General features: G+C 67.7%; 13 protein-coding genes. 9 read left to right on the forward strand and 4 right to left on the reverse strand.

What is annotated here, in order from left to right; genetic code table 11:
• Positions 1-143 precede the first annotated feature (143 nt).
• From MJ797_RS01975 to MJ797_RS02015, 9 genes are all read left to right on the forward strand, one after another.
• Positions 144-569, forward strand: coding sequence for an NUDIX domain-containing protein (locus tag MJ797_RS01975; protein WP_239331218.1), 426 nt, complete (start codon positions 144-146; stop codon positions 567-569).
• Complete coding sequence (locus tag MJ797_RS01980; protein ID WP_239331221.1) at positions 566-3184, forward strand: DUF6049 family protein; 2619 nt, start codon at positions 566-568, stop codon at positions 3182-3184. Before MJ797_RS01975 ends, MJ797_RS01980 begins: the two co-directional genes overlap by 4 nt.
• A gap of 224 nt (positions 3185-3408) precedes the next feature.
• On the forward strand, positions 3409-5001 hold the full coding sequence (gene murJ, locus MJ797_RS01985; protein WP_239331223.1) for a murein biosynthesis integral membrane protein MurJ: 1593 nt from the start codon (positions 3409-3411) through the stop codon (positions 4999-5001).
• Between the two features lie 108 nt (positions 5002-5109).
• A complete protein-coding gene (locus tag MJ797_RS01990; RefSeq protein ID WP_239331226.1) occupies positions 5110-7020 on the forward strand; it encodes a protein kinase family protein in 1911 nt (636 codons plus the stop codon).
• A 27-nt stretch (positions 7021-7047) separates the two neighbouring features.
• Entirely contained in the window at positions 7048-7746 is a 699-nt protein-coding gene (gene sigM, locus MJ797_RS01995) for an RNA polymerase sigma factor SigM (RefSeq protein ID WP_239331229.1), read from the forward strand.
• The gene (locus tag MJ797_RS02000) at positions 7743-8744 is read left to right on the forward strand and encodes an anti-sigma factor (RefSeq protein ID WP_239331232.1); all 1002 of its coding nucleotides are present in this window, start codon (positions 7743-7745) and stop codon (positions 8742-8744) included. The genes sigM and MJ797_RS02000 overlap by 4 nt, the downstream gene beginning before the upstream one ends.
• Positions 8745-9075: 331 nt before the next feature.
• Positions 9076-10086, forward strand: a complete 1011-nt coding sequence (trxB, locus tag MJ797_RS02005; RefSeq protein WP_239331235.1) for a thioredoxin-disulfide reductase — start codon at positions 9076-9078, stop codon at positions 10084-10086.
• A 205-nt stretch (positions 10087-10291) separates the two neighbouring features.
• Positions 10292-10618, forward strand: a complete 327-nt coding sequence (trxA, locus tag MJ797_RS02010) for a thioredoxin (protein WP_239331237.1) — start codon at positions 10292-10294, stop codon at positions 10616-10618.
• Positions 10619-10703: 85 nt separating this feature from the next.
• A complete protein-coding gene (locus tag MJ797_RS02015; RefSeq protein ID WP_239331240.1) occupies positions 10704-11993 on the forward strand; it encodes an N-acetylmuramoyl-L-alanine amidase in 1290 nt (429 codons plus the stop codon).
• Positions 11994-12088: 95 nt separating this feature from the next.
• On the opposite strand, the gene MJ797_RS02020 is transcribed toward MJ797_RS02015, so the two are convergent.
• The 4 genes from MJ797_RS02020 to rsmG form a co-directional block, all read right to left on the reverse strand.
• Positions 12089-12736, reverse strand: coding sequence for a GNAT family N-acetyltransferase (locus MJ797_RS02020; RefSeq protein WP_239307956.1), 648 nt, complete (start codon positions 12734-12736; stop codon positions 12089-12091).
• A gap of 463 nt (positions 12737-13199) precedes the next feature.
• Positions 13200-14138, reverse strand: coding sequence for a ParB/RepB/Spo0J family partition protein (locus MJ797_RS02025; protein ID WP_239331243.1), 939 nt, complete (start codon positions 14136-14138; stop codon positions 13200-13202).
• Entirely contained in the window at positions 14135-15064 is a 930-nt protein-coding gene (locus tag MJ797_RS02030) for a ParA family protein (protein ID WP_305039269.1), read from the reverse strand. The genes MJ797_RS02025 and MJ797_RS02030 overlap by 4 nt, the downstream gene beginning before the upstream one ends.
• A 28-nt stretch (positions 15065-15092) precedes the next feature.
• On the reverse strand, positions 15093-15898 hold an 806-nt coding region (gene rsmG, locus MJ797_RS02035), incomplete at its 5' end, for a 16S rRNA (guanine(527)-N(7))-methyltransferase RsmG (RefSeq protein ID WP_374581213.1).

The following is a 15898-nucleotide window of genomic DNA, read 5'->3' on the forward strand; positions in this document are numbered from 1 at the left end:
ACCTTCGGCGTCGCACGGGGACCCCTGGCCCGTGGGCAGGCAAGCAGCCGATAGTGACCGTACGCGGCAGATGTGACGCGGACAGCTCGTACGATCAGCCCATGGCCCGGTCCTCGGCATCCCCTCGCCGACGGCTTCGCCGGATGGAGGAAACTTCAGCGGGCGGGCTCGTACTGGATGACCCCTCAGAAATGGCCAACGCAGCGCTGACTGCGCGCCGTGACCGCCATGGCCGGCTGTTGTGGCCGCTGCCGAAAGGGCATGTCGAAGGCGGCGAGACCGCGGAACAGGCAGCGGTTCGGGAGGTGGCGGAGGAGACTGGTGTGACCGGACAGGTACTCGGTCGGCTTGGCACGATCGGCTTCTGGTTCGCAACCGGATGGACGCGCGTGCGCAAAACCGTTCACCATTATCTTCTACTACGGACGATCGGGGAACTATCGGGCTCCGATGTCAAGGCCAGTGAAGTCGCCTGGGCCCCAGCGGCGAAAATAGCGGGGCTGCTTGCCCACGCCGACAAACGCAGGCTCCTGTCCCAGGTGCCGAGCATCCTCACGGACGTATCGTGACAGAATACGGTTACCGTCTGACGACCCGAAGTGTTCGGATAGCCATCCTGATCATACTCTCGGTATCGGAATTGGTACTGAACGCAACCGCTGTCCGTGCGCAGCCGCACTCGTCGTCCACCGGACCTGTACGGATATCCACAGGATATACGCATGTATCCACAGGCTTGTCCCCAGGCGGAGCACAACTTTCGAGCCCGCGATTGACTGGCTCTTCACCCGCGGCTTCAACGATCGCCACGCCCTCCCCCAGCCAGCCCGTTCACATCGCCATCGACGCGTTCACCCAGATCGCGAGTATGCAGATCCCGCCGAAGATAACCGGTCGCCTGGAACTCACCGACAGTGCCCAGGTTTCCAGTCTTGAGGTGCGAGTCGACCTGGGACGTCCGTTGTCCAGTCGCAGTGATCTCGCGAACCTGCGCGACAGCACCACGGCGGCGGCCACGGCCAGCTATCCGACGCCGGTTGTCGCCCAACCGATAGCGAACCCACTGATACCGGGCGCGCCGCCGGTGACATTCACCGCGGGCGCCAGCCCGGCCACGCTGAACCTGCCGGCGGCACTGCGGGTGTACCCGGTGCGGATCGCCGCGAGCGGAACGGTGAACGGCCAGCGCAGGATCGTCGCGACGGCCTACACCTTCCTGGTCTGGGCTCCTCTCAACGTCACCGCGCCCACACCGATCTCGGTCGTGCTGCCGCTCGCGGATGTGCCGCGGCTACGCGCTGACGGCCGGCTGAGCGACGATGGCCTGACCGACCTCATCGCGCCGGGCGGCCGCCTCGACATGTTGCTGAACGCGGTCGTCCCCGCCCGGGGCGAGCAGACCTCGACCGTCACGCTCGCGGTTGACCCGGTGCTCGTGCAGACACTGAAAATCATCGCTGACGGACCATACGAGGTAGCCACACCATCCGGTCCGAGCCCCCGGCGCCCGGACCGGAACGCCACGATCTTTCTGGCAAAACTGAGGGCATTCGCGGACGCGGGTGGAACGATCGTCGCTCTGCCCTACGGCGATGTCGACGTCGTGGCGCTGACCCGGGCGCAGGAGTACCACAGCATTCTGGTGGCGTTACTGACCGGCCAGACCGTCGTCGCGAACGCGATCGGCCGCACGCCGGACACGACGATCGCCTACCCCGGCGGCGGGCTCATCGACCAGACCACGCTCGACCTGTTGCGTCGGATGGGCATTACCACCGTAATCACGGATTCGCGGCTGCTGCCCCCGAAGGAGCCGGACAGGGGCTACACACCCGCGGCCAGCACCAATATCGCGACCTCGGGTGGTGTCGCCCATGCGCTGGCCGCCGACACGGAACTGGCCAGGCTCGCGACCGGGCCCACCGCTCTGCCAGACTCGCCGACCCAGGCAGAGTCGTTCCAGGATCTCGTCGCCGAAATTGCCATGATCACTGCGGAACGCCCGGGACTCGCCCGGGCCCAGACGCTGGCGCTGCCGCGTTACTGGGACCCACCGGCCGACTGGGCGCAGAAGGTGCTGGGCGGCCTGTCGACCCCGTTTTCCAGGCCGGTGCCCCTGGCCTGGGCACCACCGGCGGGGTCGGCCGCCACGAACAGCGAACGCGGCCCTCTCGGCTACCCGGCCTGGGCACGGGCAGCCGAGCTGCCAGCCAGCCGGATGATTGCCGCGGAAGATCTGCGCAGCCAGGTGCAGTCCCTCAAGTCCGTCCTTTGCCCACCGGGTTCGGGGCCATCTGGCATACGCAACTGCATCGCCGCCGGCATAGACGCGATGGAGAACACACTCACCGCCACCGAGTCCGTCGCCTGGCGTGCCGGCGCCGCCGGCACGGACGGCGCGGACACCCTGAGCGCGGGTGTCGCCGGTGCGGTACGCAGCCTGCGGGACGGCGTCCGGATAGTCGCGTCCCGGAGCGTCTCGCTGACAAGCAAGCATGGCAAGGTTCCGGTCACTCTGGAGAACAACACCACATTCACCGTCAGCGTGGTTCTGTCCCTGGCGTCCACAGACCACTCACGGCTACGATCAGCAAGCAAATTGGCACTTACAGTGCCTCCTCTCCAGAAGGAGCAGGTCGAGGTCGACGTCAATGCTGAAGGCGCCGGTACGTTCCCGGTGAACATCCAGATCCTCACCCCCGCCGGACGGCCGCTGTCGGCCGACCCGCCGCTGCGGGTGCTGGTGAAGTCGACGGTCTTCGGGGTCATCGCGGTGGCGATCACTGGCGGTTCCCTGGCGGTCCTCGTGCTCGCCGTGGCGATCCGGCTGTTCCGGCGGCTGCGGGTCCTGCGCCGTCAGCCGCCCGGCGGACCGTCTCCGCCAGTCACCCCGGCCCCGGCCCCTGCGGCTGCTGCGGCGGTGGCATCAGTATCGGGATCATGGTCACTAGCGATGCCCGGGAGCCCGGATGACCCGGATAGCGGAGATGATCCGGACACGCTGGAATGCGCCCGCCGGCTGCTTCCCGATGCCGCCGGACACGACCCACGGGCCAGCAAGCGCGGGGAAAGCGAGTACCGGACCGACGATCTGGAACGGCTCATCCGCGCGACCAATAACGTCAGGAGACAGGCAACCGTCAGGAAGCAGGGAACCACCAGGAACGAAGGAGCACGGTGGTGACGGCCGGACCCGGAGACGAGACCAGGAAACCGCCCGCCCGGCATCGCAGACGGCCCGGCTTCGATCCTGCTGGGCCGACGGTGCGGACAGCCAGCCCCATCGGTGCTCCACCGACCGGACAGCCGGCTGGACCCCGGCGCATCCCACCGGAACGGGAAACTTACCCGACCGGACCGGGCCAGCAGACCGGCGAGCAGCCGAAAAAGTCCAGCGGACGCGGTGCGATGACCCTGGGCCGAGCCAGCGGGACCATGGCGATCGGCACGGTCGCCTCCCGGGCCTCGGGATTCCTGCGGACAGTGGCGATCGCGACGGCCATCGGCACAGGCGCGGCCGGGGACGCCTACAACGTCGCCAACACGACCCCGAACATCCTCTACGATCTGCTGCTCGGCGGAGTGCTGTCCAGTGTCATCGTGCCGGTACTCGTCCGGGCCACCAAGGACGACCCCGACCGGGGCGAGGCGTTCGCCTCCTCGCTGCTCACCCTGGTGGTGCTGGCGCTCGGTGGGGCGGTGCTGGTCGCGATGGTGGCCGCCCCGCTCATCGTCAGCGCTTATCTCGCCGCCGGCGGCGCTGAGCGTGATCTCGCCGTGACCTTCCTGCGCTGGTTCCTGCCACAGGTGATCTTCTACGGCCTGGGCGCCACGATCGGGGCGATACTCAACGTGCGGCAGTCGTTCGCCGCGCCGATGTTCGCACCGGTGCTCAACAACCTGATCGTGATAGTCACCTGTGCGGCGTTCGTCCTCGTGCCCGGACCGAGGCCGCCCACGGTCGGCGGGATCAGCGACGCCCAGGTCACGGTGCTGGCCGCCGGTACGACCCTCGGCGTTGTGATCATGACGTTCGCCCTGTTGCCGTCGCTGCGGGCGGTCGGCTTCCGCTACCGGCCGCGGCTGGATCTGTCCCACCCGGGGTTGCGCCAGGCAGTACGCCTGGCCGGCTGGACGCTGCTCTACGTGGCGGTCAGCCAGATCGGGTACCTGGTCATCGTGCGGCTGTCCAGCTCCGCAACGGCATATACCGTCTACACGTACGGATATCAGATCTTCCAGCTACCCTACGCAATCATCGCGGTATCAGTGATCACCGCGCTACTGCCACGGATGAGCGCGCACGCCGCCGACAATCGGCGTGACCTCGTCCGTCAAGATCTTTCCACCGGAATGCGTCTGGCCGCGGTCATGATCGTGCCTGCGGCGCTCATGTTGCTCGCGCTGGGACGCCCGATCGCGGTCACGGTCTTCAATCACGGCGCCGTGAGCTACGCCGGCGCCCTGCGGATCGGCGACACCCTCTCGGCCTTCGCCGTCGCCCTGGTGCCGTTCTCGTTGTTCCAGGTGCAGCTGCGTGCCTTCTACGCCCATCAGGACAGCCGTACACCCGCGCTGATCAACATAGGCGTCGTGGCTACCAATATCGTTTGTGCGCTTGTGCTGAGCTCACTGCTACCCGAGAAACACCGCCCGGTTGCGCTGGCGCTCGCCTTTGCCGCTTCCTACCTGGTAGGCGTCGCCGCGTCGACAACGCTGTTGCAGGCCCGTCTCGACGGCATCGACGGCGGGCGGATCTCTCGCATGCTCACCCAGGTGACCATCGCCGGAGGCCTGAGCGCGGTGCTGGCGGCCGTGGTTGCCTGGGGAGTGCGCGTGATCATCGGTACTGGCTGGCTCGGATCCGGCGTAAGTGTGCTCCTCGCCTGTGCGGTTGGGGTTATGATCTATCTCACGGCTATTGTCAGGATGCGACTGGCGGAGATGGCGGCGCTTGTCACGACCGTTCGTGGTCGGTTCGGTTCCCGATCGGCGCACTGATCCCAATCGCGACTGGTGCAATCACCGATCGCCAGGCCGGAGACTCGTACACTGAACAGGCCGCATCCGGCTACGACAGCCGGGCGCGCCGGTGATGACGGAGGCACAGTGGTCGACGGGCACAACCGACCGCCGTTGGCTGACGTCAATGAAGATGTGACGAGCAGCTCGACCCGCGGGGCCGATACCATGGCGGTACCCGCGTCCTCCCCGCAGTCTTCGGACGAGACCGGCCCAATGCCGCCACCGGGGCCTGACACGCTACCGGTCAAGACCATGCTGGACGGCCGGTACCAGCTGCTGTCAGTGATGCACACACGTGGTCCGGTCACCCTGTGGCGTGGCGACGACCGCATTCTCGCCCGTTCCGTTGCCGTCCGTGTCGTGCAGCACTCCAAGCCGGATGCGCGTGACTCCGCGGCCGCGGCACGTGATCGCGCCGCCGAGATGCTGCTGTCCGCCGCCATTGGCTCCGGCCGGCTGGTTCATCCGGGCGCGGCGTCGACCTACGACGCCACCTCGACCACTACCGACACCGGCCCGGTGTCCTACGTGGTGAGTGAATGGGTGGAAGGCGTCTCCCTGCAGACGCTGTCCGCCGAAGGCCCGCTGCGGCCAGACCAGGCCGCCACCGTGATGCTGGCCGTCGCGCGGGTACTCGCCGCCGCACACGAGCGCGGCATCCACCATGGCGACCTGCGGCCCAGCGATGTCATCATCTCCGGGCACGGCATGGTCAAGGTGGTCGACCTCGGTACCGGTTCCGTCGTCGCCGCGCTGGAGAAGGGCGCCCACAGCCAGGACGAGCCATGGGCCGACTCGGCCGACCTCGCCACCGACGATGTCCGGGCAATGGGTGGTCTGCTGTATTCGGCGCTGACCGGACGGTGGCCGCTGAAACGCGAATGCGGGCTGCCCACGGCCCCGCGTACCAGTGACGGACGGACATGCTCACCGCGCCAGGTCCGGGCGGGCGTGCCGCGGAACCTCGACGCGCTCACCCTCGCCGTCCTCGGGGACGATCGGGCGAGCCGCCCGCCGATCGCGTCCGCCGCGGAGCTCGCCGAGGCGCTCGAGGAGATCGCGCCGCCCGAAGGCACCCTGGACCTCGGCCGGGTCCGTATCGACGACGAGCCGCCGATGACCCGGGCCATGACTCCAGGGCCCATCACCTCGGGGTACGCCACTGCCGGGTACGCGGCGGACGCTGCCGGGCTGGGCCCAACCGGCGGTCACGCGAGCGGCGGGTACCGCGGCGGCAACGAAGGGGGCGGCTATCCGGTCGGTGGCGGCCGTCTCGACAACGGTGCCTATCCGGGCGGAGGCCTGGGCCGACTGCCCGCGCGGCAGCGCGCCGCGGCCCGGCGCCGCGGCGAGTACGGCTCGCCCTACCGCCAGGGAACCTTCGCCTCACCACGCCGCGTCCTGGCAATCATGGTCGCGCTGCTGATCACCCTTACTCTGATCATTGTTGCGGCGATCGTGCTGACCCGGCAACCGCAACAGAAAACCCCGGCCCCGCTGCGGCCGACCGCGTCACCGACCACTCCGGTGGGTGTCCTTCTCCCGCCCCCGACCGCCACCGCGTTCGACCCCCAGGGGACGGACGGCGACGAGAACAACAGCGAAGCGCCGAAGGCGGTGGATGGGAACGCCGCCACGGCTTGGACGACGAGTGGCTACAACAACACCGACGGCAGGCAGTTCGGCGGGCTTCCCAAGTCCGGGGTAGGTCTTCGGCTGGACTTCGGCCAGCCTGTCACTATTCGTAAAATGACAATTACTTTTGGCGGCGGTCCAACCTCGTTCGAGCTGCGGGCCGGCGACGCGGTCGTCAACGACGTGAACAGCTACCCGGTCGTCGTCGGCGAGACCACCGCCGCGGCCGGCACAGCCGACGTGCAGGTACCGGCCGCGGCCGGTACCCACCGGTACTGGGTCGTGTGGCTGACCAAACTGCCGACGGTCTCTGACGGACGATTCAAGGGGTCGATCGTCGACATGTCCTTCCACTCCTGAAGCCGCGGCCCACCCGCGCGTCGTCCCATGACCTCTTCCGAGCCGCCCGCTGCCGAACCGCTCACGGTGGACATCGACGACGCCGCGCCCGTCCCGGCGACAGACCGGACCAGGCGGGATCAGGAGCTGCTTCGTCGGCACGCCGCCGGGGACCCGGAGGCGTTCGCCGCGCTGGTTCAGGCCCACGGCAACCGCATGTGGACGGTCGCGGTCTGCATGCTGCGGGACCGCGAGGACGCCGCTGACGCCGTCCAGGAGGCCATGCTCTCGGCCTACCGAGGTGCTGCCGCCTTCCGGGGGGAAGCGTCGGTGGCGACGTGGCTGCACCGCATCGTGGTCAACGCCTGCCTGGACAGGCTGCGCCGCCGTGCGGCCCGACCGCAGGTCCCATTGCCCGCGGACGGCAGGGGTGAACTGGCCGAACCACGCGATGTCATAGCTGAGGGCGAGACCCGGCTGGCCATCCACGCCGCGCTCAGCCAGCTGCCGGAGGCACTGCGGCTCGCGGTGGTACTCGTCGACATCCAGGGTCATTCGGTCGCGGACGCTGCCACGCTGCTCGCGGTGCCGGTGGGCACAGTGAAAAGCCGGTGCGCGCGAGGGCGCGCAAAACTGGCTGTAATGCTCGACTACCTGTCTCCCGGGAACCCTGCGGCCTTCGATTCCGTCAGTGAGAGCAGGCACGTCAATGCGTCCGAGGCGGCCGGAGGAGGTGACCGGCAATGATAGCTGATCAACATCCGGATGTTGAGCGCCTCGACGCCTACGCCGAGGGCAGCGCCGACGCCGACGGCAACGGTTCGTCATCCGGCGTGGCGCTGCATATCGGGGCCTGCCCGCAGTGCCGCGAAACCGTGACCGCGCTGCGGCGGGTGCGCCGGGAGCTGGCGGCGCTCGCGTCAGTGACCATGCCTGAGGATGTCGCTGAAAGGCTGCGCGCCACTCTGGTTTCGGAACGGAACGGCCGGTTGCCCGGCAGTCGCGATTCGGCCGCCGGGCAACCGGCCCCATCCGGCTCATGGCGACCGGGCCGGCATCCAGGCCGCATCCACGGCCGGCTCAGCAGCCGGCCCAACGGCGGACCGCGGTTGGGCCGGCCCACGCGGATCCCAGCCTGGTTCACGGCGGCGACCTGTCTGATCATTGTTGTGGGCATGGTCGGCCTCATGGTGGCGCTGGCCCGCCAGCCCGGCCAGAGCGTGGCCAGTGCGAGCGGCGGCGAGTTGCCAGCACCACTGACGGCACCGTTGCCGGCGCGGGCTCCTGCCTCGGACGCGGGAGACAGATCCGCCGGTGAGGCCGCGTCCTCGCCGGTCTCGGACGCGGCCGGGCCCGCCATCCTCGCGCACACCGGACATCCGGTGAGCATGGCCGAAATTCCCCAGCACGCGCTCGATCTGGTAACCGGGCGGATACCGGGCACGTTGCGGGCACCGCTGCGTGAATATGACGCCGCCACAGCCGGCCCATCCACCGCGGTCGCCGCTGTCATCACCGAACTGACCCGGCCGGATCTGCGCCTGTGCTATCTCAGCCTGGCCACACAGATAGGCGGGAGCATCGCCGCCCTCGATCTGGTGACCTTCAACGGCCAGCCAGCCGTCCTGGTCGTCCTGTCCGTCCCGACCGCCGCCGACCAGCTCCGGGTGATCGTGCTCGACGAACGGTGCAGTGTCGCCAACCTGGCGGCAGCCCTGTGGTACAGCACAACCGCCTCCCAGTAATGCTCTTTTCTCGGTCGCTACCGGCGCGATGATGTCCTTGGAGCGCCCGGCAACAGGGGTGTGGATCAAGGAGCGGGGCTGGGGTGCGTAGATCGCGAGGCGGCGGAGGGAGCCATCCTGGTCCTTGGGGTGGCGACCGACGACAACACAGCGAGGTGCGTGCCCCAGCCCCGCGACGCCGCGTCCCCTATTGCCGGGCGCTCTTACGCTCCTGACCGGGCCGAGCCGGAGTGTGACCGATTCCCCGGGAATCGGGTGTGCGGCGGAACGGTTGTGGCATGCGCACGGCCTCGCCGGCAGCCGCCGGCGACCTGAAAGGACAGGTGGAGATGTGACCGCGCAGAGCAACGGGAATGGATCGAACAGTCCGGATGTGCACGACGTCGTGATCATCGGATCCGGCCCGGCCGGCTATACCGCGGCGATATACACGGCACGCGCGAACCTGCGCCCGCTGGTCTTCGAGGGGGCCGTCTCAGCCGGAGGCGCGCTGATGACCACGACAGAGGTGGAGAACTTCCCGGGCTTTCCCGAGGGCGTCCAAGGCCCCGAACTCATGGAGAACATCCGCGGCCAGGCCGAACGGTTCGGCGCGGAACTCGTCGCCGACGACGTCACCGCGGTCGACCTGCGGGCTGACCCAAAGATCATAACCGTGGCGGATGAGACCCACCTGGCCCGCACCGTGATCATCGCCACCGGTTCGTCCTACCGCATGCTGGGCATCGCGGACGAGGCCCGCCTCCTTGGGCACGGCGTGTCCGCATGCGCGACCTGTGACGGATTCTTCTTCAGGAACCAGGACATCGTCGTCGTCGGCGGCGGTGACTCGGCGCTGGAGGAGGCAACGTTCCTGACCCGCTTCGCCCAGTCCGTGACGATCGTCCATCGCCGGGACCGGCTGCGGGCAAGCGCGATCATGCAGGAACGCGCCAAAGCCAACCCTAAGATCCGCTTTCGCTGGAACGCGGTGGTTGTGGCCATCCGCGGCGAGGACAAGGTCACCGGCATCGAGGTGCGCGACACCATCACGGGGGAGACCGCGGAGATCCCAGCGACCGGCCTGTTCGTCGCCATCGGCCACGAGCCCCGGTCGGAGCTTGTCCGCGGGCAGCTCGAACTTGACGACGCCGGGTACATCATGGTGGACCACCCTTTGACCAGCACCAGCCTTCCGGGTGTCTTCGCCTGCGGCGACGTCGTCGACCACATCTACCGGCAGGCCATCACAGCGGCGGGCACCGGGTGCGCGGCGGCGCTGGACGCGGAGCGTTGGCTGGCCGCGCGGGAAGACAGCGGCGAACCCATACCGCGGGTACCCGCGGAGGCGGTAGCGCCGTAGGAGCGCCCGGCAACGAGGTGCGTGCCCCAGCCCCGCGATAACCCCGGCGATGCCGCGTCCCCTGCTGCCGGTCACTCCCAGTGCCAGCCGTCGCCATGGGTGCCCCAGGATTCAAGATTGTCGAGATCCTGAAGGTCTTCAGAGGCCTGATCCGGTGGCGTCGTCCTGACGCCGTCCCGGTAGCAACGATCAAAAGGAGATCATCATGGCAGGGATAACCAAGCCCGTCACCGACAGCACATTCGCTGATGAGGTGCTGGGAAGCAGCGTGCCCGTCCTGGTCGACTTCTGGGCGGAGTGGTGCGGGCCGTGCAAGATGATCGCTCCGGTTCTCGAGGAGATCGCGGCCGAGCATGGCGACAAACTGCGCGTCGTCAAGATCAACATCGACGAAAACCCACAAATTGCCCGAAAGTACCAAATTATGTCAATACCCACCATGGCGGTTTTCGTGAACGGCGAGGTGGACAAGAGCATCGTCGGCGCGAAGCCGAAAGCGGCTCTTCTGCGAGATCTTTCCGCCTACATCTGAGAACCCGTTTTTAGATCTTCATTCGGGAGAGCTCAGGGTCCCCGGATAGCGGCTTCACCGCTATCCGGGGTTAGCCTGTGTCCCCGTGACCCGTCCGTCAGTAGATCCGAGTGGTAACCGTGGGACGAGACTGCTGCGTCTCGGCGACCGTGATCCCTCCGTCATCGAAGTACGCGCCGCATTGATCTCCCTGTCGTTCCTGCCGGCCGCGCCACGCCAACCAGCCACATCGCCGGTGCCTCCGGAAGACCGGAGACTGCGCGACCGTAGCTCCTTCACCCAGCCGGGAGCCCAGGTCACGGACCCTGCCGACACGCGCAGGCCCGATCCGGCACCGGCCGACGGGTCCCTGTTCGACGAGGCCCTGGATGACGCCGTCCGCGCGTTTCAACAGAGCCGAGGCCTGTCCGCGGACGGCGTCATCGGCCCGGACACCTTCCGGGTGCTGGATGAGGCCCGTCGCAAACTCGGCGACCGCCTGCTGTACCACAGCATCAACCATCCCCTTATCGGAGACGATGTGGCAGCGCTACAGGAACGGCTGTCGAACATGGGATTCGACGTGGGGCGGGCGGACGGCATCTTCAGCTCGCAAACGGAGACGGCGCTGAAGGACTTCCAGCACAACCGGGGACTGGAGCCGGATGGCCGCTGCGGACCGTTGACGCTGCGGGAGCTGAAGAAGCTGGAACGAACCGTTGTCGGAGGCCGCCCGGATGTGCTCCGGGAGTCCGTACGACTGCTCCAGCGGGGTCCCTCCCTGCTCGGAGTCGTGGTCGCGATCGACCCCGGGCACGGCGGGGAAGATCCGGGGGTCACCGTCGGGAATCTGTGCGAACGTGACCTCATGGCTGATCTTGCCTCTCGGCTCGAGGCACGGCTGTTGACCTCGGGGCTGGAGGCGTACCTCCTGCATGGTCCGCACGAGTCGCCAGACGACTCCGAACGTGCGCATCGGGCCAACGAAATCGGCGCCGACCTTCTCCTGTCGTTGCATGTGGACGCGGGCAGGTCCCCGTGGGCGCAGGGAGTGTCGTCCTACTACTATGGCCACGCCCGAGGATCATCAGCCGTGGGTGAACGGCTGGCCGGACTTGTGCAGAAGGAACTCGTATCACGCACTGATCTCGTCGACTGCCGCACCCATGCCAAGACCTGGGAGCTTCTCCGGCGGACGTTGATGCCGACCATCCGCACGGACCTTGGCTACCTCACGAACGCGCACGACGCCGCGGCGCTCGAGTCGCCGGAATTTCGGGCCACCGTCGCCGAGGGCATTCTCGCCGCGGTACAGCGCCTGTTCCTGCCGCCGGATCTCGACCCACCCACAGGACAGCTACGGGTACCGACACTTGCCTCGCGTACGGTCCGCTGAGACCTCGCGCACGGCCATGTGCGCCGCCCGCCGCCGGGCCAACACGGCCATCCCCTGTCGGCCATCCGCCCGGAAAAACAGCTGCCAGGGGACGGTCAGCCCGCGGGCGCTGTTCCGGCGGTGCTGCCGACCTGGCGCAGCATGCCCTCCGGCGCCATCGAACCGAGCAGCCGCTCGAGCGCGACCTCGACCTCCTCTCGCCAGCTCACGGCGTTCTTGACCTCAAGCCGTAGCCGTGGCCAACGGTGGTGCGGCCGGACCGTCTTGAAACCCACGGCAAGCAGGTACTCGGCGGGCACAACGCACCGGGTTCCCTCGCCCCGCAGATCCCCAAAGGCCTCAACAGCGCGGAAGCCACGACGCACCACGTCCTTGGCCACCGACTGGATGAGGACACGTCCCAGGCCCTGCCCGACGAAGTCATCCAGGATCTTCGCAGTCATAAGAAGCACGGCGTCCGGGCTGACGGGACTCGTCGGGAAGGCCACCGATCGGGGCACATACGCCGGCGGTGCGAACATCACGAACCCGGCCGCGGCGCCGTCCACATAAATAATCTTCCCGCAGCTGCCCCACTCGAGGAGGGCCGAGGAGACCCACGCTTCCTTCTCCAGCTCGGTGCCTCCGGCCTCCTCCGCTCGACTGCGGGCGACCGGGTCCAGCTCCCAGAAAACGCAGCGGCGGCAGCGCCGCGGCATGTCGTCAATATTGTCGAGAGTGATGTTGGCAATGCGACGGCTCATAGCACAACGTTCCAGGTGGCCAGAGTTCCAGCGTCAACGTCACCACTGACATCTCTCACGCAACCAGGTTAAGGCATCCAATGTGGATCTTTTTCGAAACGTGGCAGGAGGTGAGACGGACAACGTCACGAGCCAACCGACCAGCCCCGCACCTGCTCGTTCCCAGCCCGGCAGCATGACGCGGGGCGCGGATCGGGCAGGTAGTCCCGTGAGATCAGTGGACCCTGAACCGGGCGGAGCTCGACCGATGATCCAGAAAGAGACCGGCGCGGCGCGGCGCGACGTCAAATGATCATTTTGCGCAATCGACCTGCGATGTTCCACGTGAAACGCCCGCGGCAGGCGGCCCCGACCAGAACGCCACGGCGGCGCATGGCGTGAGTGTCCAGCTCGCGGCGCGAGTCGAAAAATCCACGACGGGCTTTCGGTGGAGCCGGCGATCGGTCGGACAGCACCCGGCCGCTCATTCCACCGCGGATCCTGATTCCGCTTCCGAGGCCGTCATCACCGCGACGATCCGCTCCAGGTCCTCGATGCTCCCGAACTCCACAGTGATCTTTCCTTTGCCGCGCCCCATGTCGACCTTCACGCGGGTGTCGAAACGGTCGGACAGGCGAGCGGCAAACTTGCCCAGAACGGGGGGAACAACCCGGGGAGCGCGGGGAACCGTCTTGCGCGGCCCCTCCTCGCCCAGCGCCACGATCTCCTCGACAGCCCGGACGGACAGGCCCTCGGCGACGATACGGGTGGCGAGGCGATCCTGCGAATCAGGATCCCCCAGCGACAACAGAGCCCGAGCATGGCCCGCGGAAAGCACCCCGGCTGCCACCCGGCGCTGGACGGCCGGCGGCAGACCCAGCAACCGGATCATGTTGGTGACGTGGGACCGCGACCGGCCGAGTTTCCCGGCAAGCTCCTCGTGGGTGGCGCCGAAGTCACGCAGGAGCTGCTCGTATGCCGCCGCTTCCTCAAGGGGGTTGAGCTGTTGGCGGTGCAGGTTCTCCAGCAGCGCGTCCCGGAGCATGGCGTCGTCGGTGGTGTCCCGCACGATGGCGGGAATCTGGCTGAAGCCCGCGAGCCGGGATGCCCGCCATCGCCGTTCTCCCATGACCAGCTCGTAGCGCCCAGGCATGATCTCGCGGACGACTATGGGCTGGAGCAGGCCGACTTCACGCAGGCTCGCAGCCAGCTCCTCGAGCGTCTCCTCATCAAAATGCGTCCGCGGTTGACGGGGATTCGGCGTGACCGAGTCGACCGCGATCTCCCGGAAGGTCGCGCCATGAACCGGTGTCGGCCCGGTCCTCAGCCCGAAACCGCTGTCGATGCCGATGTCGGCACCGTCCATGGCGGTCGGGATCAGCGCTCCCAAGCCTCGCCCCAGTCCACCCCTGCGCACTGTCACAGTCCCACCCCATTCGGCTCGAAGCCTCGCTCGGCAAGCTCGCGCGCGGCGGCCAGGTAGGACAATGATCCCCGCGAGGCAGGGTCGTAAGTCAGGACCGACCGGCCGTAGCTCGGCGCCTCGGCGATCCGCACATTACGCGGGATGGTCGTGCCCAGTACACGGGGCCCGAAGTGCTCCTTGACCTCGTGGACGACCTGGTCCGCCAGCCGCGTCCGCGAGTCGTACATGGTCAGGATGATGGTGGACAGACGCAGATCCGGATTGAGGTGGGCCTGCACGAGTTCGACGTTGCGGAGGAGCTGTCCGAGGCCCTCGAGCGCGTAGTACTCACACTGGATGGGGATCAGCAGTTCCTTGGCCGCCACCAGCGCGTTGACCGTGAGGAGCCCCAGGCTCGGGGGACAGTCCACGATGATGTAGTCGACATCCTGCTTGAGCCCGGCAATCGCCCGCCGCAGGCGAGTCTCCCTCGCCACCACCGAAACCAGTTCGATCTCGGCGCCAGCGAGGTCGATGGTGGCCGGAGCGCAGTACAGGCCCTCGGATTCGGCGGACTGCACCACGACCTCGTCAAGTGGCCGATCCCCGAGCAGAACCTCGTAAATGGATGGGACACCGGACCGGTGGTCAACGCCGAGAGCAGTCGACGCGTTTCCCTGGGGGTCCAGGTCGATACACAGGACCCGGCATCCGTGCATGGCCAGCGCGGCCGCGAGATTCACCGTCGTGGTGGTCTTCCCGACCCCGCCCTTCTGGTTGGCCACCGTAATGATGCGCCGTCGGGTAGGCCGCGGAAACGGCCGTCGTCGTTCCATGGTCAAGGCTTCCACTGCCGCCGCTGCCGCCGCTCCGATAGGGGTGGATGGATCATGAGAGTCCAGCGGTGGAGCCGAGGACCGACGCGCGGTCCGTCCCGCACCCATGGACGTGTTGCTTCCCCGCGACGCTGTTTCACGTGGAACGTGAGTGTCCACGTGCACGCTGCGCCTCCCGTTCTCGCCGTGCTTCACGCGTTTTCCTACTTCCCTGCCGGCGCCCAGGCTCAGGTGCGCCACAAACGGCGCGCAACACGGTGGCCGGCTCCGAAAGCCGCCCGACTCCGCACTTCACGACGTCCACCTCGCACCAGCCCTGGGCATCCAGCTCACCTCGCGCGACCGACAACTCCTCGACAACGCGCGAACCGCGCAGTGCAAGCATGACACCGCCCGGTTCCAGCATCGGCACGAGCATCGCGCCCAGCCGTCCCAGGGGCGCGAGAGCCCTTGCGACGGCAACATCAAACTCGTGGCCTTCCACGGTAGTGCCAATGTTGGGCGCGCGTCCCCGGACAACCGTGACCCGCCCCTCAAGTCCGAGCCTCGCCACCGCTTCGTGCAGAAAGACGCACCGGCGCTGCATCGGCTCAAGAAGCGTCACCCTGATGTCCGGGCGGGCGAGCGCGAGTGGAATCCCGGGCAGGCCTGCGCCGCTCCCCACGTCCACCACGGTGCTTGCTGGTCCGACTGCCTCCTCGACCACGGCGCTGTTCAACAGGTGACGATCCCAGATCCGATCGGTCTCACGCGGACCGATCAGTCCGCGTTCGACGCCGGCCGAGACAAGGATGTCGGCATACACACAGGCGAGGTCAAAAGCGTCTCCGAAGACGTCACGAGCAACGGCCGGCGGGCCGGGCACAGGCACCATGCGACCAGCATCCTCGCTGCCCGGATCGGGAAGCCTCACGGAAGGCCGGAGCGGCCGGAGCGCGGCCA

The organism is Protofrankia sp. CiP3, from assembly GCF_917627345.1.
Lineage (GTDB): Bacteria > Actinomycetota > Actinomycetes > Frankiales > Frankiaceae > Protofrankia.

What these genes read in the sequence shown, in the direction of transcription:
- MJ797_RS02020 (WP_239307956.1), bottom strand. Translation starts at nt 12,736, where the DNA reads ATGAGCCGTCGCATTGCCAACATCACTCTCGACAATATTGACGACATG.
- MJ797_RS02030 (WP_305039269.1), bottom strand. Translation starts at nt 15,064, where the DNA reads ATGGGTGCGGGACGGACCGCGCGTCGGTCCTCGGCTCCACCGCTGGAC.
- MJ797_RS02000 (WP_239331232.1), top strand. Translation starts at nt 7,743, where the DNA reads ATGATAGCTGATCAACATCCGGATGTTGAGCGCCTCGACGCCTACGCC.
- MJ797_RS01975 (WP_239331218.1), top strand. Translation starts at nt 144, where the DNA reads ATGGAGGAAACTTCAGCGGGCGGGCTCGTACTGGATGACCCCTCAGAA.
- trxA (WP_239331237.1), top strand. Translation starts at nt 10,292, where the DNA reads ATGGCAGGGATAACCAAGCCCGTCACCGACAGCACATTCGCTGATGAG.
- murJ (WP_239331223.1), top strand. Translation starts at nt 3,409, where the DNA reads ATGACCCTGGGCCGAGCCAGCGGGACCATGGCGATCGGCACGGTCGCC.
- sigM (WP_239331229.1), top strand. Translation starts at nt 7,048, where the DNA reads ATGACCTCTTCCGAGCCGCCCGCTGCCGAACCGCTCACGGTGGACATC.